General features: G+C 68.7%; 27 protein-coding genes. 15 read left to right on the top strand and 12 right to left on the bottom strand.

What is annotated here, in order from left to right; genetic code table 11:
- Positions 1 to 73 precede the first annotated feature (73 nt).
- A complete protein-coding gene (locus BKN51_RS26315; RefSeq protein ID WP_101613468.1) occupies positions 74 to 787 on the top strand; it encodes an aspartate/glutamate racemase family protein in 714 nt (237 codons plus the stop codon).
- Here BKN51_RS26315 and BKN51_RS26310 read toward each other — a convergent pair.
- Positions 748 to 1,620 carry an arylamine N-acetyltransferase family protein gene (locus tag BKN51_RS26310; protein WP_101610183.1) on the bottom strand — a complete coding sequence of 291 codons (873 nt, stop codon included), beginning with the start codon at positions 1,618 to 1,620 and terminating at the stop codon, positions 748 to 750. The two genes, BKN51_RS26315 and BKN51_RS26310, sit on opposite strands and share 40 nt — an antisense overlap.
- 91 nt (positions 1,621 to 1,711) lie before the next feature.
- Here BKN51_RS26310 and BKN51_RS26305 point away from each other — a divergent pair, with 91 nt between their 5' ends.
- The 5 genes from BKN51_RS26305 to rdgB are packed head-to-tail and all read left to right on the top strand — an operon-like array spanning position 1,712 to position 5,392.
- The gene (locus BKN51_RS26305) at positions 1,712 to 2,389 is read left to right on the top strand and encodes a rhomboid family intramembrane serine protease (protein ID WP_101613469.1); all 678 of its coding nucleotides are present in this window, start codon (positions 1,712 to 1,714) and stop codon (positions 2,387 to 2,389) included.
- Complete coding sequence (gene murI / locus BKN51_RS26300; RefSeq protein WP_093937632.1) at positions 2,386 to 3,192, top strand: glutamate racemase; 807 nt, start codon at positions 2,386 to 2,388, stop codon at positions 3,190 to 3,192. The genes BKN51_RS26305 and murI overlap by 4 nt, the downstream gene beginning before the upstream one ends.
- A 30-nt stretch (positions 3,193 to 3,222) precedes the next feature.
- Positions 3,223 to 3,990: an MBL fold metallo-hydrolase gene (locus BKN51_RS26295; protein ID WP_101610182.1), complete on the top strand. Its 768-nt coding sequence runs from the start codon at positions 3,223 to 3,225 to the stop codon at positions 3,988 to 3,990.
- A gap of 23 nt (positions 3,991 to 4,013) precedes the next feature.
- Positions 4,014 to 4,790, top strand: a complete 777-nt coding sequence (rph, locus tag BKN51_RS26290) for a ribonuclease PH (RefSeq protein ID WP_101613467.1) — start codon at positions 4,014 to 4,016, stop codon at positions 4,788 to 4,790.
- Entirely contained in the window at positions 4,787 to 5,392 is a 606-nt protein-coding gene (rdgB, locus tag BKN51_RS26285) for an RdgB/HAM1 family non-canonical purine NTP pyrophosphatase (protein ID WP_101610181.1), read from the top strand. Before rph ends, rdgB begins: the two co-directional genes overlap by 4 nt.
- A 332-nt stretch (positions 5,393 to 5,724) precedes the next feature.
- Here the strand turns inward: rdgB and bcp are convergent, their stop codons facing one another.
- From bcp to BKN51_RS26270, 3 genes are all read right to left on the bottom strand, one after another.
- Positions 5,725 to 6,201, bottom strand: coding sequence for a thioredoxin-dependent thiol peroxidase (gene bcp, locus BKN51_RS26280; protein WP_101610180.1), 477 nt, complete (start codon positions 6,199 to 6,201; stop codon positions 5,725 to 5,727).
- 27 nt (positions 6,202 to 6,228) lie between these two features.
- Positions 6,229 to 6,774, bottom strand: a complete 546-nt coding sequence (locus tag BKN51_RS26275; protein ID WP_101610179.1) for a hypothetical protein — start codon at positions 6,772 to 6,774, stop codon at positions 6,229 to 6,231.
- A gap of 200 nt (positions 6,775 to 6,974) precedes the next feature.
- A complete protein-coding gene (locus BKN51_RS26270) occupies positions 6,975 to 7,157 on the bottom strand; it encodes a hypothetical protein (protein WP_101610178.1) in 183 nt (60 codons plus the stop codon).
- A 130-nt stretch (positions 7,158 to 7,287) separates the two neighbouring features.
- Between BKN51_RS26270 and BKN51_RS26265 the strand changes: the two genes are divergently transcribed.
- Both BKN51_RS26265 and BKN51_RS26260 read left to right on the top strand, forming a co-directional pair.
- Entirely contained in the window at positions 7,288 to 8,247 is a 960-nt protein-coding gene (locus BKN51_RS26265; protein ID WP_233222984.1) for a glycoside hydrolase family 25 protein, read from the top strand.
- A gap of 128 nt (positions 8,248 to 8,375) precedes the next feature.
- Entirely contained in the window at positions 8,376 to 8,729 is a 354-nt protein-coding gene (locus BKN51_RS26260) for a hypothetical protein (RefSeq protein ID WP_101613465.1), read from the top strand.
- 5 nt (positions 8,730 to 8,734) lie between these two features.
- On the opposite strand, the gene BKN51_RS26255 is transcribed toward BKN51_RS26260, so the two are convergent.
- The 6 genes from BKN51_RS26255 to BKN51_RS26235 form a co-directional block, all read right to left on the bottom strand.
- Positions 8,735 to 9,196 (bottom strand): (2Fe-2S)-binding protein, encoded by a 462-nt coding sequence (locus BKN51_RS26255; RefSeq protein ID WP_101610177.1) that lies wholly within the window; start codon positions 9,194 to 9,196, stop codon positions 8,735 to 8,737.
- Positions 9,193 to 10,044 (bottom strand): FAD binding domain-containing protein, encoded by an 852-nt coding sequence (locus BKN51_RS26250; RefSeq protein WP_101610176.1) that lies wholly within the window; start codon positions 10,042 to 10,044, stop codon positions 9,193 to 9,195. Before BKN51_RS26250 ends, BKN51_RS26255 begins: the two co-directional genes overlap by 4 nt.
- Positions 10,041 to 12,377, bottom strand: coding sequence for a xanthine dehydrogenase family protein molybdopterin-binding subunit (locus tag BKN51_RS26245; RefSeq protein ID WP_101610175.1), 2,337 nt, complete (start codon positions 12,375 to 12,377; stop codon positions 10,041 to 10,043). Before BKN51_RS26245 ends, BKN51_RS26250 begins: the two co-directional genes overlap by 4 nt.
- A gap of 66 nt (positions 12,378 to 12,443) precedes the next feature.
- Positions 12,444 to 12,920 (bottom strand): DUF3237 domain-containing protein, encoded by a 477-nt coding sequence (locus BKN51_RS26240; protein WP_101610174.1) that lies wholly within the window; start codon positions 12,918 to 12,920, stop codon positions 12,444 to 12,446.
- Entirely contained in the window at positions 12,917 to 13,063 is a 147-nt protein-coding gene (locus BKN51_RS43285; protein WP_158255736.1) for a hypothetical protein, read from the bottom strand. The genes BKN51_RS26240 and BKN51_RS43285 overlap by 4 nt, the downstream gene beginning before the upstream one ends.
- Before the next feature lie 288 nt (positions 13,064 to 13,351).
- Positions 13,352 to 14,281: a LysR family transcriptional regulator gene (locus tag BKN51_RS26235; RefSeq protein WP_101610173.1), complete on the bottom strand. Its 930-nt coding sequence runs from the start codon at positions 14,279 to 14,281 to the stop codon at positions 13,352 to 13,354.
- A 120-nt stretch (positions 14,282 to 14,401) separates the two neighbouring features.
- Here BKN51_RS26235 and dnaE point away from each other — a divergent pair, with 120 nt between their 5' ends.
- The 7 genes from dnaE (at position 14,402) to BKN51_RS26200 (ending at position 22,984) form a co-directional block, all read left to right on the top strand.
- Positions 14,402 to 17,914 carry a DNA polymerase III subunit alpha gene (gene dnaE, locus BKN51_RS26230; RefSeq protein WP_101610172.1) on the top strand — a complete coding sequence of 1,171 codons (3,513 nt, stop codon included), beginning with the start codon at positions 14,402 to 14,404 and terminating at the stop codon, positions 17,912 to 17,914.
- Between the two features lie 30 nt (positions 17,915 to 17,944).
- Positions 17,945 to 18,709 (top strand): aminotransferase class IV family protein, encoded by a 765-nt coding sequence (locus tag BKN51_RS26225; RefSeq protein ID WP_101610171.1) that lies wholly within the window; start codon positions 17,945 to 17,947, stop codon positions 18,707 to 18,709.
- Positions 18,710 to 18,723: 14 nt separating this feature from the next.
- Positions 18,724 to 19,311, top strand: a complete 588-nt coding sequence (locus BKN51_RS26220) for a short chain dehydrogenase (protein ID WP_101610170.1) — start codon at positions 18,724 to 18,726, stop codon at positions 19,309 to 19,311.
- Positions 19,312 to 19,386: 75 nt separating this feature from the next.
- Entirely contained in the window at positions 19,387 to 20,514 is a 1,128-nt protein-coding gene (locus tag BKN51_RS26215; RefSeq protein WP_101610169.1) for an aminotransferase class V-fold PLP-dependent enzyme, read from the top strand.
- 23 nt (positions 20,515 to 20,537) lie between these two features.
- Positions 20,538 to 21,545, top strand: coding sequence for a methyltransferase (locus BKN51_RS26210; protein WP_101610168.1), 1,008 nt, complete (start codon positions 20,538 to 20,540; stop codon positions 21,543 to 21,545).
- A 33-nt stretch (positions 21,546 to 21,578) separates the two neighbouring features.
- Positions 21,579 to 22,388: a metalloregulator ArsR/SmtB family transcription factor gene (locus BKN51_RS26205; RefSeq protein ID WP_101610167.1), complete on the top strand. Its 810-nt coding sequence runs from the start codon at positions 21,579 to 21,581 to the stop codon at positions 22,386 to 22,388.
- Positions 22,385 to 22,984 (top strand): dihydrofolate reductase family protein, encoded by a 600-nt coding sequence (locus BKN51_RS26200; RefSeq protein ID WP_101610166.1) that lies wholly within the window; start codon positions 22,385 to 22,387, stop codon positions 22,982 to 22,984. The genes BKN51_RS26205 and BKN51_RS26200 overlap by 4 nt, the downstream gene beginning before the upstream one ends.
- 313 nt (positions 22,985 to 23,297) lie before the next feature.
- Here the strand turns inward: BKN51_RS26200 and BKN51_RS43615 are convergent, their stop codons facing one another.
- Positions 23,298 to 23,471 carry a hypothetical protein gene (locus tag BKN51_RS43615; RefSeq protein WP_168214391.1) on the bottom strand — a complete coding sequence of 58 codons (174 nt, stop codon included), beginning with the start codon at positions 23,469 to 23,471 and terminating at the stop codon, positions 23,298 to 23,300.
- Entirely contained in the window at positions 23,468 to 24,601 is a 1,134-nt protein-coding gene (locus BKN51_RS26195) for a hypothetical protein (protein WP_101610165.1), read from the bottom strand. The genes BKN51_RS43615 and BKN51_RS26195 overlap by 4 nt, the downstream gene beginning before the upstream one ends.
- Positions 24,602 to 24,603: the final 2 nt, after the last annotated feature.

Below are 24,603 nucleotides of genomic sequence, written 5' to 3'. Positions count from 1 at the left end.
AGGGGACTTTCATTGCAAATTTCGCAATGAAAGTCCCCTTCATTGCACGCGGGGCGCTGGCACGATGGCGGGCATGAAAGTCATCGGGTTGCTGGGCGGGATGAGCTGGGAATCGTCGGCCGAGTACTACCGGCTGGTCAACGAGCGCGTTCGTGAGCTGCGCGGCGGGTACCACTCCGCGCGCACCGTGCTCTACTCCGTGGACTTCGCCGAAATCGAAGCGATGCAGGCCGAAGGACGCTGGGACGACGCCGGCCGGGAACTGAACCGAGCCGCGCGCGGCCTCGAAGCCGCCGGAGCGGACTTCGTCGTCTTGTGCACCAACACGATGCACAAGGTCGCTGACCAGCTCACCGACGGCCTCGGCATTCCGCTGCTGCATCTCGCGGACACCACGGCCACCGCGATCAAAGCCGCGAACCTCGGGCGCGTCGGGCTCCTGGGCACCGGTTTCACCATGGCCCAGCCGTTCTACCGCGAACGCCTCACCGCGCACGGGCTCGACGTGCTCGTGCCGGACGAGGCCGATCGCGAGACGGTGCACAGGGTCATCTACGACGAGCTCGTCCACGGCGTCGTCACCGACGAGTCGCGCGAGCGGTACCGCGAGGTCATCGCGCGGATCGTCGAGGCGGGGGCGGAGGGCGTCATCTACGGCTGCACCGAGATCGAACTGCTCGTCGGCCCCGAAGACAGCCCGGTGCCCACGTTCCCCACCACCAGGCTGCACGCCGAAGCGGCCGTGGACTACGCGCTCGGCAAGATCTCGCTCCCCGCCGCCAAGTGATGTTCGTGCTGCGCGAAGGCTTGCCGCCACAGCCTGTCCTGTTCTTCACCGGTGAATCCGGCGCGCGGCACGCCGAAGACGTCCTCGATCGCCGTCCACCACTCGGCCGGTGACTCCAGCACCGCCTTGCCGCCCGGCAGACGGCTCAACGTCAGCGCGCGCAGCGAGTCCACGCCATCGGCGTCCCGGCGTTGCAGCACGAGTGTGCGGACGAAGCCGGAATCCGCGGACGTGGACAGCTCGACGTGCTTCTCGGCGAAGTCCGGCATCACGGCCGTCTCGGGCGCGAAATCCATCCCCAGGAAGCTGCCTTGCGGATCGTGGTCGAACCGCCATCCGCCGGGGGTGACCTCCGAGGCCCGCATGCCGAACACCAGCGACCCCTGTTTGTACTCGCCTTCGAGCAGCGGGATCGGCTCGTGGATGCCGTCGCCGAGCCCCACGTCGACGAACCAGCCCGTTTCCGGTGCCTCCGCCAGCCCGGACACCGTCAGCGGCAGGTGGTTGAGATGGATCCCGGCCGGGTCGCCCGGCATCTGCGCCCCACCCGGATGCCGCGTGACCTGGTAGCCGAGCGCCGTCAGCAGGGCGGAGAACGCGCCGTTGAGGTGATAGCAGTAGCCACCGCGACCGGCGGCGATCCGGCCGAACGACACCGCCGGATCCAGCGACGTCACCCGGCCCAGCTGGACTTCGAAATCTTCGTACGGCACCCGTTCCACATGGGCCGCGTGCAGCCGGAAAAGCGCGCCGAGGCTCGGCGGCTCGTGCTCGAGGCCGAGTCGCGCGAGGTAGACCGGCACGTCGACGTGCTCGGAAGAAGGCATCCCCATGCGAGCGACCGTAGTACCCCCTACCGACAATTCAGGGTTCTCACGGAGGCGATCTCGCCGATCCCCGTCGTAGCCTGGGGAGGTGACCACTTTGCCTTCCCAGCCGGTCCCGGCGAGCGAGTCGTCCGGTACTGACCCGGCCAAACGCGTCCTGCCGCCGAACCCGAAGGCCGCCGTGATCGTGGCGCTGGCCTTCACCGCGCTGCTCTACCTGGTCGAGCTGGTCGACGTCGTGCTGCCCGCCGACCTCGACCAGAGCGGCGGCATCGTCGCCCGTGAAGTCTCCGATCTCGACGGCGTGCTCTGGGCGCCGTTGCTGCATTCCGGCTGGGGACACCTGTTCTCCAACACCGTCCCGGTGCTGGTGTTCGCCTTCCTCGCGATGGCGGCGGGCATCGGCCGGTGGGTGCTGGTGACCGCGATCATCTGGGTGCTGTCGGGTCTCGGCGTCTGGCTGATCGCGCCGAGTGGCACGGTGACCGTGGGAGCGTCCGGCGTCGCCTTCGGATGGCTCGCGTTCCTGCTGGTCAGGGGCATCTTCAACCGTTCTGCCGGGCAAATTCTGGTCGCCGTCCTGCTGCTGGGCATCTGGAGCGGAATGCTCTGGGGACTGCTGCCGGGCGATCCGAACGTCTCGTGGCAGGGCCACCTGTTCGGCGCGCTGTCCGGGATCTTCGCGGCCTGGGTGGTGGCGAGGATGGACAAGACCCGAGCCAGGCAGGCCTCTTCAAACGGGACTCCCGGCGGTGCCGGTAACCTCGCCGGGTGACCAAGCCGAGCGCCGACGCCCCGATCGGCGTCTTCGATTCCGGAGTGGGCGGGCTCACCGTCGCCAGGGCGATCCTGGAGCAGCTGCCCGGTGAGCAGTTGCGCTACGTCGGCGACACCGCCCGCAACCCGTACGGTCCGCTTCCCATCGCGACGGCGCGCCAGTACGCGCTCGAGGCCTTGGACGACATCGTCGAGGGCGGGGTGAAGGCGCTGGTCATCGCCTGCAACACCGCCTCCGCCGCTTGTCTGCGCGATGCGAGGGAGCGCTACGACGTCCCCGTGGTCGAGGTCGTCCTCCCGGCCGCGCGCCGGGCCGTCTCGGCCACGCGTTCCGGCCGGATCGGCGTCATCGGCACCGAAGGCACCGTCCGGTCCCGCGCCTACGACGACGCCTTCAACGCCGCTCAGGACGTCGAGATCACCAGCGTCGCGTGCCCGCGGTTCGTGGACTTCGTCGAACGCGGGATCACCACCGGGCGCCAGGTGCTCGGGCTCGCACAGGGTTACCTGGAACCACTGCTGGACGCACAGGTCGACACCCTCGTCATGGGCTGCACTCACTACCCGTTGCTGTCCGGGGTGCTGCAGATCGTCATGGGTCAGGACGTCACGCTGGTGTCCAGCGCCGAAGAGACCGCGCGTGACCTCGTGCGCGTCCTCACCGAGGACGATCTCCTCGCCGAGCGCGACACCCCGCCGCGGCACGAGTTCGTCGCCACCGGATCCGCCGAGCCGTTCACCAGACTCGCTCAGCGGTTCATGGGTTTCGCTCCGGGTGTGCTGGCTCCCACCAGTGCGTAAAATCGCCGATTCCGTGCTTAAGGTGTCACAGTGCGTCTCACGATCCTCGGCTGCTCAGGCAGCATCCCCGGGCCCAACGCCGCCGCGTCCGGCTATCTGATCGAGGCGGACGGGTTCGTCCTGGGGCTCGAACTCGGCAACGGGACACTCGCCAGGCTGCAGGCCTTGCGCGACCCGTTCGATCTGGACGCGCTGATCCTTTCGCATCTCCACCCCGACCACTGCGCCGACGTCAGCGCGCTCACCGTGCTGCGGCGCTACCACCCCGCGCCGCCGTATCCGGCGAGGCCGCGCAGGCTGCCGGTGTACGGGCCGTCGGACGTGCACGAGCGGCTCGCCCTTGCTTACGCGGCGAACGAGGAGGAGCGGGCGATCACCGATCTGTCCGACGTCTTCGCCTTCGACGCCCTGCGGACCGAGCCCATGCGGATCGGGCCGTTCGAGGTCACCGCGGTCCCGGTCGACCACCCGACCCCGGCGTTCGGGCTGAGGTTCGCGCACGGCGGCAAGACCCTCGCCTACACCGGGGACACCGGCGTCTGCGACACCTTGACCGATCTGGCCGCCGGCGTCGACGTCCTGCTGTCCGAAGCGTCCTGGACCGACTCGCCCGACCGGCCGGCCGGCGTCCACCTGTCCGGCAAGGAAGCGGGAGAACTGGGGCGCAAGGCGGGGGTGGGGCGGCTGCTGCTCACCCACGTCGCGCCCTGGACCGACCGTGAGGCCGTCCTCGCCGAGGCGGCCGTCGCGTTCCCCGCCGCCGAGCTGGTCGAGCAGGGCGCCGTCTACGACATCTGACGCGGGGTTCTAGAGTGACGGCCGTGGCGAGAAAAGACGGCAGGAACGACGACCAGCTTCGCGACATCAAGATCACCCGTGGCTTCCAGCGGTGGCCCGCGGGTTCGGTGATGATCGAGTTCGGCGACACCCGGGTGCTGTGCGCGGCGAGCGTCACCGAAGGCGTCCCCCGCTGGCGGGCCGGTTCCGGCCTCGGCTGGGTCACCGCCGAGTACGCGATGCTGCCGTCGGCGACCAACACCCGTAGCGACCGCGAATCCATCAAGGGCCGCGTCGGCGGCCGTACCCACGAGATCTCCCGGCTGATCGGCCGGTCCCTGCGCGCCTGCATCGACCTGGCGGCGCTGGGGGAGAACACGATCGTCATCGACTGCGACGTCATCCAGGCCGACGGCGGCACCCGCACGGCCGCGGTGACCGGCGGCTACGTCGCGCTCGCCGACGCCGTCACCTGGCTCGGCGCCGCGGGCCGCCTCGCCGATCCGCAGCCGCTTTCGTCCTCGGTGGCCGCGGTGAGCGTGGGCGTCGTCGACGGCCGCGTGCGCCTCGACCTGCCCTACGAGGAGGACTCGCGCGCGGAGGTCGACATGAACGTCGTCGCCACCGACGCGGGCACCATGATCGAGGTGCAGGGCACCGGTGAGGGCGCCACCTTCGCGCGGTCCACTTTGGACACCATGCTGGACATGGCGCTCGCGGGCTGCGAGGAGCTGACCCGGCTGCAGACCGAGGCGCTCGCGCTGCCGTACCCCGGCGAACTGCCCGAGCCGCGGCCGGACAAGAAGAAGGGCGCGAAGTGACCAAGCTGCTTTTGGCCACCCGCAACGCGAAGAAGCTCGGCGAACTCCGGCGCATCCTGGTCGCGGAAGGGATCGAGGGCGTCGAGGTCATCGGCCTAGCCGACGTCCCCGAGTTCCCCGAAGCACCCGAAACCGCCCCGGACTTCGAGGGCAACGCCCTTGCGAAGGCGCAGGACGCGGCCGCCGCGACCGGCCTCCCCGCGATCGCCGACGACTCCGGCATCGCCATCGACGCGCTCAACGGCATGCCGGGTGTGCTCTCGGCGCGCTGGTCGGGCAAGCACGGCGACGACGAGTCGAACCTGGACCTCGTGCTGGCGCAACTGTCCGACACCCCCGACGAGCGCATGGGCGCGGCTTTCGTCTGCGCGGCGGCGCTGGTCGTCCCCGGGGGCGACGAGACCGTGGTGCGCGGGGAATGGCGCGGCACGCTGATCCGGGAACGCCGTGGTGCCAACGGATTCGGGTACGACCCGATCTTCGTGCCGGAAGGTGGCACGCGGACCTCGGCGGAGCTGGACCCGTCCGAAAAGGACGGCGCTTCGCATCGAGGGAAGGCGCTGCGGGCGCTGGTGGAAGAGCTGCGGAAGCTGGCTGGTTGAGTTCTCGTGAGTGGTAAGGACGGTTAGAACGGACCGGGTATTTGCCTACCCACACCTGACCAGCGCACATGCGAAGTGGCAGCGGCGGCATGGTCGAGCGTGAAGGAATCGGGACGTCGAGTGTCCCAAATCCTTCATCGTCGAGGTGTATTCCGGTTCTCTCGGGCCACTCCCCGTACCCGTCGAGCGGGGAGGATTCCGGACGTTGAACGTCCCGAATCCTCCCCGCTCGCCCACATCGGCAACCAGAACAAGCCCACCGAGATGGCATCGGGATCCAGTGGGTAGGCAAACGCGGGTCCGCCAGAACCGCCCTTACCATTCACGAGGCTTTACGACGCCAGCGAGAGGTCCCGCAGAAGCTTCGCGACGTGCCCCGTGGCGCGCACGTTGTACTGCGCCACCGCGATCTTGCCGTCCGCGTCGACGACGAACGTCGAGCGGATGACGCCTTCGTAGACCTTGCCGTAGTTCTTCTTCTCGCCGAAGGCGCTGTACGCCTTGAGGGCGGTCTTCTCCGTGTCGGAGAGCAGCGGGAAGGTCAGCCCTTCCGCTTCGACGAACTTCGCGAGCTTCGCGGGCTTGTCCGGCGAGATCCCGAGCACCTGGTAGCCGGCGTCGTTGAGCTGCGCGAGGCTGTCCCGGAAGTCGCAGGCCTGCTTCGTGCAGCCCGGCGTGCCGGCGCTCGGGTAGAAGTACACGACGACCGACTTGCCGCGGAAGTCGCTGAGCTTGACGTCGTTGCCCTCGCTGTCGGGGAGGGTGAAGTCGGGCGCTTTGTCGCCGGGGGAGAGTCGCTGCTCGGTCATGACGCACACGGTAGCGAATCGGCGGCGTCAGACCTTTCCGCAGTACTTCGCGGCGACGGGTTCCGAGGGGCTCGGCCGCACCTGCAGGCGCAGCTTCACCGGCTTGTCCGGAACGGCGAACGCCAGGTTCAGGTGGACCGACCGGCCGGGCGCCACGTCCTTGCCCGCGTCCGCGATGCCGTTGTAGCCCTGCACCGCGTCGACGACCTGTTTGACCGACGAGCTTTCACCGTCGACCTCACCGGTCACGGACAGGCCGGAAAGCCGGTAGGTCCCGTCGCCCGCGTTCGTCACCTCGATGCCGAAGGCCACCGCGCGCGGGCTCTGCGGGTACGCCGACGCGCTGGGTCGGAAAACCTTCGGCGCGGACACGGAGATCGTGACCCCGCTCGCGAACCGGTGCGGGGCGCCGAACGCGAGGTCGCCTTCCGCGTGCGTCGCGGCCAGTCCTTGCGCCGGGGCGTCCGCGCCGAGCACGGCTGCCCCCTTTTCCGGTGCCGGGACCCCGCACGCGGCCGCCAGCGTCAGCGCACAGGCGGCGATCAAGAACTTCGGGGTGCGCGGGGGCGCCATGTGCGGTTACTCCAGTCGGCGGTGCGGGTGGGCCGTTCGAGGTAGTCATTAGTGCCGAAGAGTCCAGAGTGACTGGCTTCTTCAGCTGAGAGGAGCGGCACGGCCGGGTTGAAGCGCACCTGGTGTACAGCCGTGGCCGATCCGTGATCGGAAGGGTACGGCTAGTGACAGTCGTCACCTCGGTGGCACACCTGGAGGGGTCAAACGGCGAAGGCGAAGAACAGGATGAAGATCGCCAGACCGGACACCCACGCCACGATCAACCAGCCGAAATCGCGCATCGGGTCGACCGCGCGGCTCTCCTCGCCCGGGACGTAGACGCCGCGCTCTTCGAACCAGTCCACCCACCGGGTCATCCAGCGAAAGGGGCTTCGAGACGCCATGGTCGTCACAGTACGGGCACGGGTGATCGGAGTCGGCCAGGGAGGGGCCGCCCAAAAGGGCGAATCGGACGTACGAGTAATCGCCCACTAGGCCCTTTTGTCCAACAGGTTCACCCGTCAGGCTGTAAAGATGGCGCTGGGAATCGATATCTACAGCCGCTTCCAATCCGTTACTAACTGGCAGGCCGTCAAGAACCACGGCGTGACGTTCGTCTTCGTCAAGCTCACCGATGGCGGTGGTTTGCCGAACGGCGGCCGTCACACCGGCGGGGCGCTCGTGGCCGGAGCGAGATCCGTGGGGATTCCGGTGGGCGGCTACCACTTCGCTCAGGCGAGTCCGTCGCCGGAGGCGCAAGCCGACTTGTTCATCGCCGAGGTCCGGAAACTCGGCGCGACGGGCTGCGTTCCGATGCTCGATCTGGAGGACAATCCGCCGGGTTCCGGGGCACCGAACATCCCCGACGGCCGCAAGCGAGACTTCTCGATCAGGTTCTGCAATCGCGTGGCGGGGCACGGGTTCCGTCCCGGTATCTACATGAACAACTCGCTCGCCAAGATGCTGCGCCCCGACCAGTTCGGCGTGCCGGACCTGGTGATCTGGATCGCGCGCTACGGCGCCAAACCCGACGCCGCCGCCGGCCGCTACGACGTGCACCAGTACTCGGACGCCGGTCAGGTCCCCGGCATCCGCGCGAGCAGTGTCGACCTCAACGAGTCCTACACGAACGCCCACTTGACCGGCGGCGGCGCCGCCCCGAAGCGGAAGGCGACGACAGAACTCATGGAACGCAGGACCATTCCGGCCAGCCCGGCCACCACGTCCGTGCGGCTGCTGCTCTCCGGCAGCGAGACGGCCGCGATCATCGTCCGCCCGCGGATCGACGGCGACGGCGTCACCGACTCACCCGTCTGGCAGGGCAACATCTTCGCCTGGGGCAGCGACAAGGTCGGTGTCGGCGGGAATCCCTTGCAGGCGCCCGGATTCAACCCGAAGACGGTGTCGCACCGGCGGTACGCCCTGCCGGGCGCGGTCTGGGTCGACTACGAGTACAGCTCGAACGTGGAGTTCGAGATCGACATCGTCGGCTGACGGCTCGAAGGTCCGTGAAGGCCTCCTTCCCTACCTGGAATCCAGTTTGCGCGCGCAGCGCGTCCGTTGAGGGCGGTGGCGGGGGCCTGGATGGAGCAGGGAAGGAGGCCTTCACGTATTTTTGAGTGGTGGCACGTAGCGCACCCGCACGGGTCCGGCAGGGGTTGCGACTCCGGCGCCCGGCCGAATTTCACGACCGGCGGGACTTTTCTCCGGCGCTCGCAGCCGAGATCTCCCGCCTTGAACGCACCCGCAATTACCTCGGAGCCGGTGCGACCCGGACCGCATTGCGCCTCTGGCAAGAAGTCACCGCTGACCCGTACCGGCGGCTTCGGGTCGACAGCAAGGGTTGCGGCGTCTGGGAGTGCTGCGGCGATCCCCTGGAGGCGAGGGAAATGCTCGAAGGTGTCCTGCTCGCGCTCCCCGCTCGGCTCACCCCGGAATTCCAGGCGTACCTCCGGCGCATCGACGAGCAGTGGTGACGCCTTCACGGACGTTTGGCCGCGTCCCGGATGGCGTCCACGATGAACTGGTAACCCGTGCACCGGCACAGGTTCCCCGAGATCCCCTGCCGGATCTCGGCGTCCGTCGGGTCCGGGTTCTCCTTCAGCAACTCCACCGCTGTCGCCAGCATCCCGGACGTGCAGAAACCGCACTGCAGCCCGTGGTGCTTCCGGAACGATTCCTGCAGCGGATGCAGTTCGCCGTTCTCGGCCAGCCCCTCGACGGTGACGATCTCCGCGCCGTCCACCTGGACCGCCAGCAGGCAGCACGATCGCGCGCTCTCGCCGTCGAGGGTGATCGTGCACGAGCCGCAGACGCCGTGTTCGCAACCGACGTGCACCCCGGTGAAGCCCAGGTCGTGGCGCAGGAAGTCGGCGAGTGTCCGCCGCGGTTCGCAGTCGGCGCGGTAGGTCCGTCCGTTCACCGTGAGGCTGACCGTGATCATGCGCCCTCCTTCGCTCGCGTGATCGCCCGCCGGGTGAGGACCGCGGCCATCTCACGCCGGTAGTCGGCGGGGGCGTGGAGGTCGTCGGGCGGATCCGTCGCCGCGGCGGCGAGTTCCGCGGCAAGGGCGACCACGTCGTCCGTCAGGGCGCGGCCGACGAGCGCTTCTTCGGCGACGGTGGCCCGGATCGGCGTGGGGCCCGCGCCCGCGATGGCGATCCGCGCGGTTTCGCAGACGTCGCCGGACAGCGTCACGGTGGCGAAGACGGCGACCAGCGCGAGATCCCGGCTCCGTCGGCTCAGTTGCTCGACGGCCCAGCCGCCCCGATGCGACGGCACCGAAATCCGGGTCAGCAGTTCGCCGTGGCCCAACGCCGTGCGATGCGGGCCGAGGAAGAAGTCCCGCGCGGCGATCACCCGCTCGCGCTCCGGCCCGCGCGCGGTGAATCCGGCGTCGAGCGCGACCATCACCGCGGGCAGTTCCGCGGCGGGGTCGGCGTGCGCGAGGCTGCCGCCGAGGGTGCCCCGGTTCCGGATCGCCGGGTGTCCCACGTAACCGATCGCCTCGGCGAGCAGCGGGACTTCGGACCGGACGGTTTCGGACGTCTCGAGGACCCTGTGACGGGTGAGAGCGCCGATCTCGAGCTGTCCGTTCTCCTTGCGCAGGAAGGAAAGCTCGTCGACACGGTTGATGTCGACCACCAGGGTTGGCCGTACCTGACGCAGGTTCAGCAACGGCACGAGGCTCTGCCCACCCGCCAGCACCCGCGCGTCCGGCGTGCCCGACAGTGCCTCGATGGCCTCGCCGAGCGACGCGGCCCGGAGGTACTCGAACGGCGCGGCCTTCACCGGTGTGCTCCTCGCTTGATCGCGGCCAGCAGCCGTGGCGGCGTGATGGGCAGCGACGTGATGTCGACGCCGTACTCGCGCAGCGCGTCTCCGACGGCGTGCGTGATCGCCGCGCCACCGCCGATCACGCCCGCTTCCCCCATCCCCTTGAACCCGCCCGGAACGTGTTCGGCGGGCGTCGCCATATGGGAGACGGAGAACGGCGGGATCTCGGTCGCGGTCGGCAGCAGGTACCCGGTGAACGACGTGGTCTCCAGCCGTCCGTCGGCGCCGTAGACCAGCTCCTCGTACAGCGCGCCGCCGATCGCCTGCGCCGCGCCGCCGTGCAGTTGCCCGTCCACGATCATCGGGTTGATCACGGTGCCGCAGTCGTGCGCGATCAGGTAGTCCAGCAGCGTCACCACACCGGTTTCCCGGTCGACCTCGGCGAGGACGGCGGTGCAGCCGAACGAGGTCGCGACGTTGACCGGGTCGTAGACCTCGCGCTCTTCCAGCGTCGGCGTCTCGTCTTCCGGCCAGACGCCGTTCAGTCGCCGGTACGCGGCATCGCCGATCGCGGCCAGCGTGACCTCCTTGCCCGGCACGCCCTTCACCGAAACGACACCGTCCTCAAGGGACAGATCGTCGGGGGAGACCTCCAGTATGTGGCCCGCCACCCGCAGGATTTTCGCCCGCAGCCGGGTCGACGCGTTCAGCACGGCCGCGCCGCCGACGGCCGCCCCACGGCTCGCCGCCGTGCCGTAGCCGGTGTACGGGCAGCTGTCGGTGTCTCCCGAAAGGACGGTGACATGGTCGAGCGGGACACCGAGCGTATGCGCGGCCACCTGTGCCAGCGTCGTGTGGATGCCCTGGCCGATCGCGGACAGTCCGGTGTGGACGGTCACGTGCCCGGTCGAGTCGACCCGCACGACCTCCTCGTCGAAGCCGGAATGCCCCAGGCCGGAAAGGTTGATGATCCGGCTCGGCCCGAACCCGGTCAGTTCGTTGTGGAACGAATAGCCGATGCCGACACCGTTTCCGCGGCGCTTCGCCCAGCCCGCCTCCTCGACGGCCTTCAAACAGAGATCCAGGCAGTCTTCGTAGCGTCCGCTGTCGTAGACGAACACCGGGCTCTGGTACGGAAACGCCTCCGGCGGGATGAAGTTCTTGCGCCGCACCGCGTGCGCTTCCATGCCGAGACGTTTCGCCAGCTGCTCCACCAGGTGTTCGTGCACGAAGTTCGCCTTCGGCAGGCCGTAACCACGGAACGATCCGTACGGCGACCGGTTCGTCATCACCGCGACCAGGCTCAGTTCCACGTTCGGAATGGCGTACGGCCCGGTGAGCAGCGCCGTCGTCGTCCAGCACGGGCTGGGGCCGACGGTCCCGAGCACGCCACCGAGGACGCCGTACACCGTGGCGCGCAGGCCGGTGATCGTGCCGTCGTCCTTGGCCGCGAGTTCGACGTCGATCTTCTGTTCGCGCGAGTGCGCGTTGGCGACGAAGCTTTCCGCCCGGTCCTCGATGAGCTTGACCGGTTTCCCGGTACGCCGGGACAGGATCGCCGCGACGACCTCCTCGGCGTAGAAGTCGAACTTGTTGCCGAAGCCGCCGCCGACGTCGGGAGTGCGCACGCGGATCCGGTCCAGGGAGAGCCCGAAGACCTCGCCGAACAGTTCGCGCGCGAGATTGGGCGCCTGCGTCGCGAGCCAGACATCGAGCCGGTCGGTGAACGGGTCCCAGGTCGCCACCACGCCGCGGGTTTCGATCGGCGTGCCCATCTGGCGCGCGAAGCGGAACGACTCGGTGAGCACGACCTCGGCCTCGGCGAACGCGGTGCTCACGTCACCCATCGGGATGGTTCCGGTGCCGGCGACATTGCTCGGCCAGTCTTCGTAGAGCTTCGGCGCGTCGTCCGCCAGCGCCTGTTCGAGTGTGCTGACGGCCGGGAGTTCCTCGTACTCGACCTCGATCAGTTCCAGCGCGTCTTCCGCGGTCGCCCGGTCCTTCGCCGCGACGGCCGCGACGCCCTGGCCGGGATACCGCACCTTGCCGACGGCCAGCGCGTGGTTCTCGGGCACCCGCATGTCCGGCAGGTTCGACCAGATCACCGGCTGCGGTGTCTTCGTGCTCGACACGACGTCTTCGCCGGTGATCACGGCGAAGACACCGGGGTGGGCGTTCGCGGCCGTGGTGTCGACACTCAGGATCCGCGCGTGCGGATGAGGGCTGCGGAGGATCGCGGCCTCGAGCGTCCCCGGCAATCGGACGTCGTCGATGTACTGCGCCCGGCCGGTGAGCAGGCGGACGTCCTCCTGCCGGGTCACCTTCGCGCCGATCAGCCCCTCGCCCATGCGTTCACTTTTCCGCACCGATGGTGCTTCGCGCATCGTGCACACGGGTCACGGCGGAGCCTGGAGTCAGAGGATCTTCGCGACTCGGTAGGCGATCCCGCCTTCGACCGGGTAGCCCGAACCCGCGCACACGACGTCGTTCAGCCACGCGTAGCGCTCGGAGCCGGTCTCGAAGTACGGAGTCGTCCGGAAGTAGTACCGGGCCGGGTCGACCAGATGGCGGGTCGCGGGATCGGCGAGCTCGGCGCGGAGTTCGGCGGGGATCCGCCAGCGGCCGTGGTAGGTCATGTGCAGCAGCGCGTCGTCGTGGGTGCGCAGGGTCAGCCGGACGTCGAGCGCCATCGTGCCGCCGGGGCGGAACGTCGCCCAGTCACCGCCGGTCGGCAGGACCTCGCCGCGCAGCTCCGGGCCCTCGAACGTGCCGCCCGCGGCGCCGAAGAGCACCCGGCCGCCGCCGATGTTCAGCGGAGGGTGCAGATCGATGACGATGTCGAAGAGCGGCTCCGTGCGGAGTTCGCCGACGTCCTTCACCCGCGTGGTCATGAGCCGAACACCTTCCGCCGGACGGCGTCGGTCGAGACGCCCGATTGGGCGCAGAGCATGTCGGGGTGCGGCAGGTCGAGTGCCGCGGGGATGTCCTGCCTGCTCTTGGCGAGCGCCAGGGCTTGGACGAGCGCGTACGTCACGGGTCCCTCCAGTGGGTCGGGAACTAAACGTACGACCGTTCGTATAGTTAGGCAAGAGTGCTTGGGTCTCGTGAGTGGTGAGGACGGTTCTAACCGTCCTCACCACTCACGACTCCGCGATCAGCTTGGACGTCCCTGTCCGATTCTGTTGCCGGTCCGAGGCAACGACCTCGAGGCATTGCCCCCAATGCGGCATTGGGGACACCCAGCGTCCCCAATGCCGCATTGGGGGCATCCGCTGATCCGAAGGCGTCCTTTGCCGCGAAAGGGAAGGCGGACCCCCGCCCACTAGGAGCTCATCGCCGCCCGGTCCGCCATCGGGAGCCATTGCCGCTCGGCGTCGAAGGGCCGGTAGCCGGACCGGACGTGCTCGATCAGCAGCGGCAGCGTCGGGTGCCGGTTCTCGTGCCGCCACAGCAGCGAGAACGGGTACACCGGCGTCGGGTCGACGAGCGGGATCTGGACGACGTCCGGATGCCAGGGCACGTGCATCTTCGCGCCGACGAAACCCAGGCGGTCCTTCGACTCGCTGAGCACCTCGATGTGGTGCTCCAGCCCGAAGTTCGGGCCGTCGGTGTCGACGAGGACGCCGAACGCCGGGCACAGTTCCTGCCAGAACTCCGCCCATTCGCTGGCCCGCGCGTTGTACGGCATCCAGGCCGTGAGGCCGGCGAGGTCCGCCATCGCTACCCGCCGCCGCCGTGCGAGCGGATGCCGCCGCCCGACCAGCAGGTTCGCCGGTTCCAGATAAGCGGGCGTACGGCCGATCGCGGGGTCCGTCACGGTGTTGACGCGGGCGAAGGCGGCATCGACCGTCTCGGGCAGCATCGACCGGCGCACCGCACCCAGTCCCGGCGTAACGAGCTCCAGTTCGTCGTCGTGCTCGGCGTGGAACGCCCGGATCACCTCCATCGTCGCCAGCCGTGTGCCGAGGACGTCGACGCGCAGGGGGCGGCGCCTGCCGTGCAGCCGTTCGACGGCCTGGTCCGCGAGACTGATCAGCGCGCGAGCGTGCTTGAGGAACTCTTCGCCGTCCTCGGTCGGCTCGGCGCCTCCGCGTGTCCGCGACAGCAGCCGCACGCCGAGATCCGCCTCGAGTTTCGCGACCCGCTTGGAGATCGCCTGCTGACTCACCTCCAGCCGGATCGCCGCCTCGCCGAAGTACCGGTCCTCGGCCACCGCGACGAACGCGCGGACCGCGCCCAGGTCCAGCTCCACTGTGCACTCCTTACAACTTCCGGTTGTCGCCCGCCGCGTGTCGCTTGTTGGACAGTGCCTGTGCGCCTTGGGTCCAATCGCCGCGTCGGACCGGAATCGTACAACCGTGGGGAGTGACCGGTGGACTCCTTCGTGCACCTGCACGTTCATACCGAATACTCGATGCTCGACGGCGCGGCCAAGATCGCACCGCTGTTCGCCGAGGCCCGGCGGCTCGGCATGCCCGCCGTCGGCATGACCGACCACGGCAACATGTACGGCGCCGACGAGTTCTACCGGCAGTCCGTCCTCGCCGGGCTCAAGCCGGTGATCGGCATCGAGGCGTACCTCGCGCCCGAGTCGCGTTTCCACAAGAAACCGGTGTTCTGGGGACGGCGCGGCGACGGCGGCGACGTCTCCGGCGGCGGTGCCTACACGCATATGACCATGCTCGCGGAGAACGCGGCCGGGCTGCGGAACCTGTTCCGGCTGTCCTCTTCGGCCAGCCTGGAGGGCTACTACCGCAAACCCCGGATGGACCGCGAACTCCTCGCCCGGCACCACGAAGGCATCATCGCCACCACCGGCTGCCCGTCCGGCGAGGTGCAGACCAGGCTCCGGCTCGGCCAGCCGGACGAGGCGATCCAGGCGGCTTCGGACTACCGCGACATCTTCGGCGCGGACGACTTCTTCCTGGAACTGATGGACCACGGCCTCCCCATCGAGCGATCCGTGCGGGACGGCTTACTGGACATCGGACGCCGCCTCGATCTGAAACCGTTGGCCACCAACGATTCGCACTACGTCACTCAGGATCAGGCGGCCGCGCACTCCGCGCTGCTGTGCGTCCAGTCCGGCAAGACCCTCGACGATCCCGGCCGGTTCAAGTTCGACGGCGACGGCTACTACCTCAAGTCCGCGGAGGAGATGCGCCGGTATTGGGACGCCGAAGTCCCGGGTGCGGCGGATTCCACCCTCCTCATCGCCGAGCGGATCGAGTCCTACGACGACGTCTATCGCCATCTCGACCGCATGCCGGTCTTCGAGGTGCCCGAAGGACACGACGAAGAATCCTGGTTGCGCAAAGAGGTCGCGGACGGGCTGCGGTGGCGGTTGCCGGGCGGCGTTCCTGACGCCTACGTCGCCCGAGCCGACTTCGAGATCGGTGTGATCGCGGAAAAGGGCTTCCCTGCGTACTTCCTGATCACCGCCGACCTGATGAGGCACGCCCGCGAGGTCGGCATCCGGGTCGGGCCCGGCCGCGGCTCTGCCGCGGGTTCGCTCGTCGCGTACGCGCTCGGCATCACCAACCTGGACCCGATCGACCTCGGCCTGCTCTTCGAGCGGTTTCTCAACCCCGAACGGCTCTCCATGCCGGACATCGACATGGACTTCGACGACCGGCGCCGCGGCGAGATGATTCGTTACGCCACCGACAAGTACGGCGCCGAACACGTCGCGCAGGTGATCACCTTCGGTACCATCAAGACCAAAGCGGCCATCAAGGACTCCGCCCGCGTTCACTATGGACAGAGCGGGTACGCGATCGCGGACCGGATCTCCAAGGCACTTCCGCCGCCGGTCGCGGCGAAGGACATCCCGCTCGCCGGGATCGTCGAGCCGGATCACGAACGGTACGCCGAGGCGGCGGAAGTCCGCGCGCTGCTGGAAGGCGACGGCGAGGCGTCGAAGATCTTCGAGACCGCCCGCGGGCTCGAAGGGCTGATCCGCAACGCCGGTGTGCACGCCTGCGCCGTCATCATGTCGAGTGAACCGCTGCTCGACGCGATCCCGTTGTGGCGGCGGGACGACGGCGCGGTCATCACCGGCTGGGACTATCCGTCGTGCGAGGCCATCGGCCTGTTGAAGATGGACTTCCTCGGCCTGCGCAACCTCACCGTCATCGGCGACGCGCTGGACAACATCAAGGACAACCGCGGCGAGGAGATCGACCTCGACACGCTCGGTGTCGAGGATCCGGCGACCTACGAACTGCTCGCCCGCGGCGACAGCCTCGGCGTCTTCCAGCTCGACGGCGGCGCGATGCGGGATCTGCTGCGCCGCATGGGGCCGACCGGCTTCGGCGACATCATCGCGGTGAACGCGCTGTACCGGCCCGGCCCCATCGCGATGAACACGCACAACAACTACGCGGACCGCAAGAACGGCAGGCAGCCGATCGAGTCGATCCATCCCGAGCTGGCCGGGCCGCTGCGCGAGATCCTGGCCGAGACCCATGGCCTGATCGTGTACCAGGAACAGATCATGCGGATCGCGCGTGACGTCGCCGGCTATTCCATGGGCCGTGCCGACGTGCTGCGCAAGGCGATGGGCAAGAAGAAGAAAGAGGTACTGGAAAGGGAGTTCGAGGGTTTCCGGGACGGCATGGTCGCCAACGGGTTCTCCCTCGAAGCCGTGCAGGCGCTGTGGGACGCGATCCTCCCGTTCGCCGGATACGCGTTCAACAAGTCCCATGCCGCCGGTTACGGCCTCGTCGGTTACTGGACGGCGTACCTGAAGGCGAACTACCCGGCGGAATACATGGCGGGCCTGCTGACTTCGGTGGGGGACAACAAGGACAAGTCGGCGGTCTACCTCTCGGAATGCCGTCGGCTGGGGATCAAGGTGCTGCCGCCGGACGTCAACGAATCGGGACTCCGGTTCTCGGCGGTGGGAGACGCGATCCGGTTCGGGCTGGGCGCGGTGCGCAACGTCGGCGCGAACGTCGTCGACTCGATCATCGCGACGCGACGGGAAAAGGGGAAGTACGCCTCGTTCACCGACTTCCTCGGCAAGTCGGAACTGGTGGCCTGCAACAAACGGGTCATCGAATCCCTGGCCAAGGCGGGCGCGTTCGACTCGCTCGGGCATACGCGGCTCTCGATCCTGCGCGTGCACGAGGACGCGGTGGACGCCGTGGTGCCGTTGAAACGCAAGCAGGCGATGGGCCAGTTCGATCTCTTCGGTTCGGGCGAGGAGAGCCAAGAGGACACCTCGCCGCTCGCTCACCTCAGGTTCGATGTCCAGGAGTGGCCGCGCAAGGAACTTCTCGCGCACGAAAGGGAAATGCTCGGTCTGTACGTCTCCGCGCATCCGCTCGACGGGGCCGAACGTCTCCTGCGCAAACACGCGCCGCGCCCGATCGCGGCGATCCTCGACAATCCGCCCGGGGAAGGGGATCTCGTCGTCGCCGGGATCGTCACCTCCTTGGAGCGGCGGGTGAACAAGAAGGGCGAGCCATGGGCGATCTGCACGATCGAAGATCTGGACGCCGCGCTCGAAGTGCTGTTCTTTCCCAAGGCCTACGCGTTGTTCGTGGCGGATCTGGCCGAGGACAACGCCGTCCGCGTCAGCGGCCGGGTGAACTGGCGGGAGGACAAGATGTCCGTGTTCGGCGGTGGGCTGATGCCGCTCGACCTTTCCGCGGCGGGTGACGAGGAGCCGCCCCTCACCCTGCACGCGACCGCCGAGAAGCTGACCGAGGACGCGGTCCTGGAACTGAAGCAGGCCTTGCTGGCGCACAAGGGGGAAACCCCGGTCCGGGTGAAGCTCGCCGGGAAGTCGTACGCGCTCGACGACTATCCGGTCGCGGTCAGCGCGATGCTGCTCGGCGAGCTGAAGTCCATTCCCGGCATCACGACCGTCCGTGCGTGACTCCCGCGAAACGCGATTACGGTGGGTGGCATGAGTGCTTTCGTGGCGCAGCGGAATGGGCGGACGGCGACCGCCGGGGATCTGGCGCCTCTCGCCTTCGCGGGCTTCGCCCACTTCACGGCCATGCAGGTGCGCGACGGCCGGGTCCGCGGTCTCGACCTGCACCTGGACCGGCTGAGGACCGCGTCCCTGGAGCTGTTCGGCAGTGCGGTCCCCGACGACCGGATCCGCTCGTACCTGCGCACGGCGCTGGAGTCCGGCCCGGCCGACGTCTCCCTGACCGTGACGATCCACCTGCCGGGCGATCTCGAAGTCCTCGTTCGTACCCGTCCTCCGGCGTCCGGTCCCGAAGGCCCGCTGAAGCTGACGGTCGTCGAGCACGAACGCTTTCTGCCGTCGATCAAGCACACCGGTGAGACGGCGAAGACGTACTTCCGACGTCAGGCCGTGGCCGAAGGGTTCGACGACGCCGCGTTCACGGACCGCCAAGGCAGGCTCAGCGAGGCTACGATCTGGAACCTGGCGTTCTGGGACGGCGATACGCTGGTGTGGCCCGACGCCGGTCTGCTGCGGGGCACCACGATGGACATCCTGCGACGGCGACTGGAAGTGCCACAGCGGGTCCAGGAGGTCACCCTCGCCGATCTGCCGGACCTGGCGGGCGTAGTGGTCATGAACTCGTGGACGCCGGGGATCGCGGTGCACCGGATCGGCGAGACGCCGTTGCCGGCGGCGCCGTCGTTCGTCGCGTCGCTGCACCGGGCGTACGAAACAGAACCCTTCACCCGACCTTGAAAGGAAGAACGCCGATGAAGATCCTCGTGGTCGGTGCCACCGGAACGATCGGGGCCGCGGTCTCCGAAGCCCTCACCGCACGCGGGCACACCGTGCTCGCCGCGTCCCGCTCCGGCGAAGTCGAAGTGGACGTCGAACGTCCCGGCACCCTCGACGCGGTGTTCGCCGCCGAACCGGGGATCGAGCACGTCGTGTGCTGCGCGGGGAGCGGCTCGCTCGTCCCCGTCGACGGCGGCACCGACGAAGAGTTCGTCCAAGGACTGCAGGGAAAACTGCTCGGCCAGGTGTTCCTGGTGCGGCACGCGATCCCGCACCTGCCGGACGGCGGTTCCGTGACGCTGACCGCGGGCCGGATCCCGGAGACGTTGCGCGGCAGCGCGTTCGGCGTCTTGACGAACACCGGCCTCGAAGCGTTCGTCGCCGCCGCGGCCCGCGAACTGCCGCGCGGCCTCCGTGTCAACGCCGTCAGCCCCGGCTGGGTGAGCGAAACGCTCGCCGCGCTCGGCGAACCGGATGGAGGCACCCCGGCGGCCGAGGTCGCGCGCAGCTACGTCGAGGCCGTGGAGACCGCGAGCCTCACCGGGAGGACGTTGACGCCGTAAGTGGACACGGTGACCGGTTGTCGGCTAGCTTCGGATCCAACGAAGTGGACACGGTGTTCACTTAGGGAGGGTCCGATGACTCCGTTGCCGCGCGACCAGTTCCCCGCCGTGAACCGCTGGGCCTACCTCAACCACGCCGGGATCTGCCCGCTGCCCACGTCGTCGGTGGAGGCCATGCACCGGCAAGCCGTCGAGGTCTCACTGGACGGCGAGTTCACCTACGCCGCGCACAGTGCGGCGATCGAACGGTCCCGCGCGTCGGCGGCGACGCTGATGGGGGTGCCGTCCCGTGACGTCGCGTTCGTGAAGAACACCAGTACCGGCCTCGGTTTCGTCGCGAACGGCCTCGACTGGTCGCCGGGCGACCGCGTCGTCATCCCGGACTTCGAGTTCCCGTCCACGCTGTATCCGTGGCTCGCGCTCGCCGATCGCGGTGTGGTGGTGGATCGTGTGCGCGGCGGGCTCACCACCGAGGCCTTCGCCGAGGCGATCGCGGCGGGCCCGCCGCCCAAACTCGTGGTGACCAGCTGGGTTCAGTTCGGGCACGGCCGGCAGGTCGATCTCGCCGCGCTGAGCCGGGTGTGCCGGGAGGCGGGCGCGCTCTTCTGCGTCGACGTCATCCAGGGGCTCGGTGTGATTCCGGCCCGGCTGGAGGAGTGGGGCGTCGACTTCGCGATGGCCGACGGGCACAAATGGCTGCTGGGTCCGCAGGGCTGCGGCGTGCTCTACGTGCGGGAGTCCTGTTTGGACCTGCTGCGGCCACTGGAACCGGGCTGGAACTCGGTCGCCCATCGGGAGGACTGGGACAACCTGGACTACGTGCCCGACGACAGCGCCCGGCGGCTGGAAGGCGGGATGCCGAACATCGCCGGGATCGTCGCCCTCGGGACCTCGATCGAACTGCTGCTGTCCGCGGGAATCGAGGAGATCTGGTCGCATGTGGACGGTCTCTGCGAACGGGTGTGCGACGGGTTCGCCGAGATCGGCGCGACGGTGCTTTCCGAACGCGACATCGGGCACCGCTCGGGAATCGTGTCCGTGCGGGTGGACGGACTGCCGATCCCGTTGCTGGCGGAACGGCTCAAGGCGCGGGGGATCGCGTGCTCGGCGAGATCCGGCGGACTCCGGATTTCGCCGCACGGCTACAACACCGAGGACGAGATCGATCGCCTGATCGTCGCGGTGCGGGAGATTTTCGCTTGACCTCACTGTCACAGTGAATCTTCGTGGCGAACCATGACAACGACAGGAACGAACTCCTCCGACTGGCCGGGCTGGCGACGCCGATGGCATTGCGGGTCGCGGTCACCCTCGGTCTGCCGGACAGGCTGTCCGGCGACGGCGCGGACGCCGGTGACCTGGCGGCCGAACTCGGCCAGTCCCCGCTAGCGCTCGAACTGCTGCTGGGTCACCTCACCACTCTCGGTGTCCTGGACCGGACATCGAACGGCTACCGCACCACCGACTACGGCGCGAACCTCCGCGCCGACGCGGGGAACGGCCTCGCGGGGCTCCTGGACATGGAGGCCGCCGGCGGGCGAGGCGAACTGGCGTTCATCGAGCTCGCGCACAGCGTCGCCACCGGCCAGGCGGGCTACATCCGCCGCTACGGCAAGGACTTCTGGGCCGATCTCGCCGAACATCCCCGCCTGCGGGAGTCGTTCGACCGGCAGATGACACAGCGGTTCAGCGCGCAGATCCCGGGGCTCGTCGCCGGTTTCGAGTGGTCCCGCTTCGGCACGATCGTCGACGTCGGCGGCGGCCACGGCAGCCTGCTCGCCGCGATCCTGACGGCCAACCCCTCGGTGCGCGGCCATCTCGTCGACCTCGCGCCCACCGCGGCCGGTGCCGAGAAGGAGTTGCGCGAGCAGGGGCTCGAAGACCGGGTCGAGGTGACCGCGGGCAGTTTCTTCGACCCGCTCCCGCCGGGCGCGGACGCCTATCTGCTGTCCGACATCCTCCACGACTGGGACGACGAGCACGCCCACCGCATCCTGGCCCGCTGCGCCGAGGCCGTCCGTCCGGGAGGGCGCGTCCTCGTGATCGAGGCCGTCGGCGGGCTCGGGGCCCAGACCGAGTGGGACCTGGTCATGCTCGTGCTCTACGGCGGCCGCGAGCGGCGTCTCGACGAGCTTCGTGACCTCGCAGGCGCGCACGGTCTGGTCTTCGACTCCGTGACCACCCTGACCGAGCAGCGCAGCCTGCTGGAGTTCCGGATCCAAGATATTCCTTGACAAGAATATTCTACTGAGTGAATACTTCTGGGCATGGAGCAGATCGCAGCAGCACTGGGAGACGGAGCGAGGTGGCGCATCGTCGAGCTTCTCGCCGAGCGGCCCCGGTCCGTCGGCGAGCTCGCCGAGCTGACCGGCCTGCGGCAACCGCAGACCACCAAGCACCTGCAGACCCTCGCCCGCGCCGGTCTCGTGACGGTCTTCCCGCTCGGGCAGCGTCGCGTCTACGCGGTGGAGGCGGCTCCGCTGAAGGACTTCGGCGGACGGCTGCGGGAGCTGATCGCGACCATCGAGGCGAACGAGGGCGAGCGGGATGTCCTCACGCGCTATCAGGCCGCGATCGGCGCGGACTCCGCGGCCGCGGATCGCGACCGGTGGGCCGACGGGCGGGCGTTCTCGTTCGACCGCCTGCTGGCCGCGCCGCGGGACGCCGTCTGGCGGCGGTGGACCGAGCCCGCGCTGCTCGCGGCCTGGTGGGCGCCGCCGTCGATGACCGTCACCGATTGCGTCATCGAGCCGTGGGCGGGCGGACGTGCCGTCCTCGACTACCGCGACGCGGAGGGGCGGTATCGCTCCGCGGGCAAGGTCCACGCCGCGACCGGACTCGAACACCTCGAGTTCGATCTCTCGGTGCTGGACGCCAAGGGGGAGACCTTCTTCACCGGTCACTACGACCTGAAGTTCACCGACGCGCCGGGCGGGACCCGGCTGAGGCTCGACCTGCGCGTCACCGAAACCACCGTCGAGGCCGTCCCGTTCATCGCCGGGATCGAAACCGGCTGGGGCCAGGTACTCGACAACCTCGCCAAGCACCTCACTCAGGAAAAGGACCGAACACCATGACGAACACGACCGGCCGCCGCGTCACCGCGAACATCGCCCTCACCCTCGACGGTCACTACAGCGGCCCCGGCGGCCCCGGTGACATGGGCGCGATCGTCCCGTACGCCACCACCGACGTCGCCCGCGGTCACCTCGCCCGCATTCACGACAAGGCGACGACCGCGGTACTCGGCAGACTGAACGCGGAGGGATTCCTGGGCTTCTGGCCGGCCATCGCCGCCGACGAGAACGCCGACCCACGTGACCGCGCCTACGCGAAATGGCTCACCGACGCGGAGAAGGTGGTCTTCTCCACGACCCTGACCGAAGCGCCCTGGGACCGTGCCCGCGTCGTGAACGCCCCCGTCGCCGACGTCATCGCCGGCCTCAAGGCGAACGGCGAGGGCGACATCCTGGTCAACAGCAGCGCGAGCGTCATCAAGGCCCTGCTCGCGGACGACCTGATCGATCGGCTGTACCTGATGATCTGCCCCGAGATCACCGGCGGCGGACAGCGCCTTTTCGTCGACGGGCTGCCGGCTTCGAAGTGGGCGCTGGCCTATCAGGAGGTCGGTGAGCTGGGGGAGATGGCGGTGGTCTACGACCGCGTGCGCTGATCTCCTGGTGAGTGGTAAGGGCGGTTAGGGCGGACCGGTGTTTGCCTACCCACGCGTGACCAGGGCGAAGGTGACGTGGCAGCGGCGGCACGGTCGAGCGTGAAGGAATCGGGACGTTGAGTGTCCCAAATCCTTCATCGTCGAGGAGTGTTCCGGCCTCGAAGCTTGATCAACGGAAGATCGGGGACACTCAACGTCCCCAAACCTCCGTTGATCAAGCCCGGACACTCCAGCACAAGCTCACCGAGACGACATCAGGAGCCAGTGGGCAGGCAAATACGGGTCCACCAGAACCGTCCTCACCACTCACGAGCTAGTCGGCGTCGTCGGCGCGTGGCTCCCCGGGTTCCGCCACGACAGCGGCCTCGGCCGCAGAGGCGGCGGGCGCCGGGGCGAGCGCGGCACTCCTGGTCTCCAGCGCCCGAAGCCGACGCTTGATGTCGCGCAGCTCGGTGAGCAGCGAGTCGGGCTGGTTCACGCGGGTCATGACGGTCCTCCACTGATCGGTGACACGGTGAGCTGCACTTTTTCCTCACCCGCGTCGTCGCCGGGTGTCACTTCGAGCGCGACGATCCGGACCCGGAACTGGGTTCCGAGCGGGAAGAAGTCGTCGCGCACCACGATGAGCGCCTGGTCGCCGACGGAGTACGAGCCGAGCACCGGATCCAGGTCGCCCCGGACGACCAGTTCGGGCAGCACCACCGGATCGACCGCGGCGGCCAGCGCCGAACGAGCCTGCGAACGAAGCAGCTCCGGGTCGCTCAGGTTCACGAGCGACACCTCGGTCTCCAGCAACAGCCGGGCGGGCGAGCCGTCCTGCGCGATGCCGACCTGCTGGCCTTCTTCGTTCTCGTCGCCGAGGGCGAACACCCGGGTCGCCATCGAAGACCCGTCGCGTGGCCACGCGTACTCGATGAGATTGCCGCCGAACTCCCACACATGCGGCGTGCCCCGCTGGCCCAGTTCCGGTGTGCCGACCCGCAACCTGCGGACCGCGTGGCCACCCTCGCCGTAGCCGACGTCGAATGCGAAATCCGGTCCGTTCTCCAAACTGGACAGTTCGCGCAGCGCGTCGCCGACGGATTTGAGCTCACGGCCCGGATAGCCGATCGTCCGCGGGATCCCAGACGTCACCGATGGATCCGACTGGACCCGGATGTCGCCACGCGGATGTCCCTGCGCGGTGGCGACCAGGTTGCGGGCGATCTCGGTCTGGTCGACGTTCGTGTACGTGACCGCGATACTCGCGAGATTGCCGGTCGCCGGGTCGAAGTCCTTCGGCAGCACCCGGCGGTGGTCGAAATAGGACAGGAATCCGGCCGCGCCGATCTCGATCGCGCGGCCCGCCGACGAGTACTTGCTCGTCCAGACGATCCCGCCCCACACGAGCACGCCGTCGCGTTCGACGTACAGCGCCGTGTGCGCGGGCCTCGTCAGGAACTCGGGCTCGCGTACGGCGATGCGCGGATCGCCGAGCACGAGCTGGCCCTGGAATTCGCCCGCGTCGTTGAGCACCGAGCTGAACGAGACGTCGCGCAGCGGCAGTTCCGCGTGCACCTGCCCGGTCCGCAGATCGGCCACGATGTACCGATAGCGGGCGGTGTTCTGGTTCGCCATCG

Origin of the sequence: Amycolatopsis sp. BJA-103 (genome assembly GCF_002849735.1) — a bacterium.
Classification (GTDB): Bacteria; Actinomycetota; Actinomycetes; order Mycobacteriales; family Pseudonocardiaceae; genus Amycolatopsis.
The sequence above is the reverse complement of the archived record's forward strand: the minus strand, read 5'-3'. Positions and strand labels throughout refer to the sequence as shown.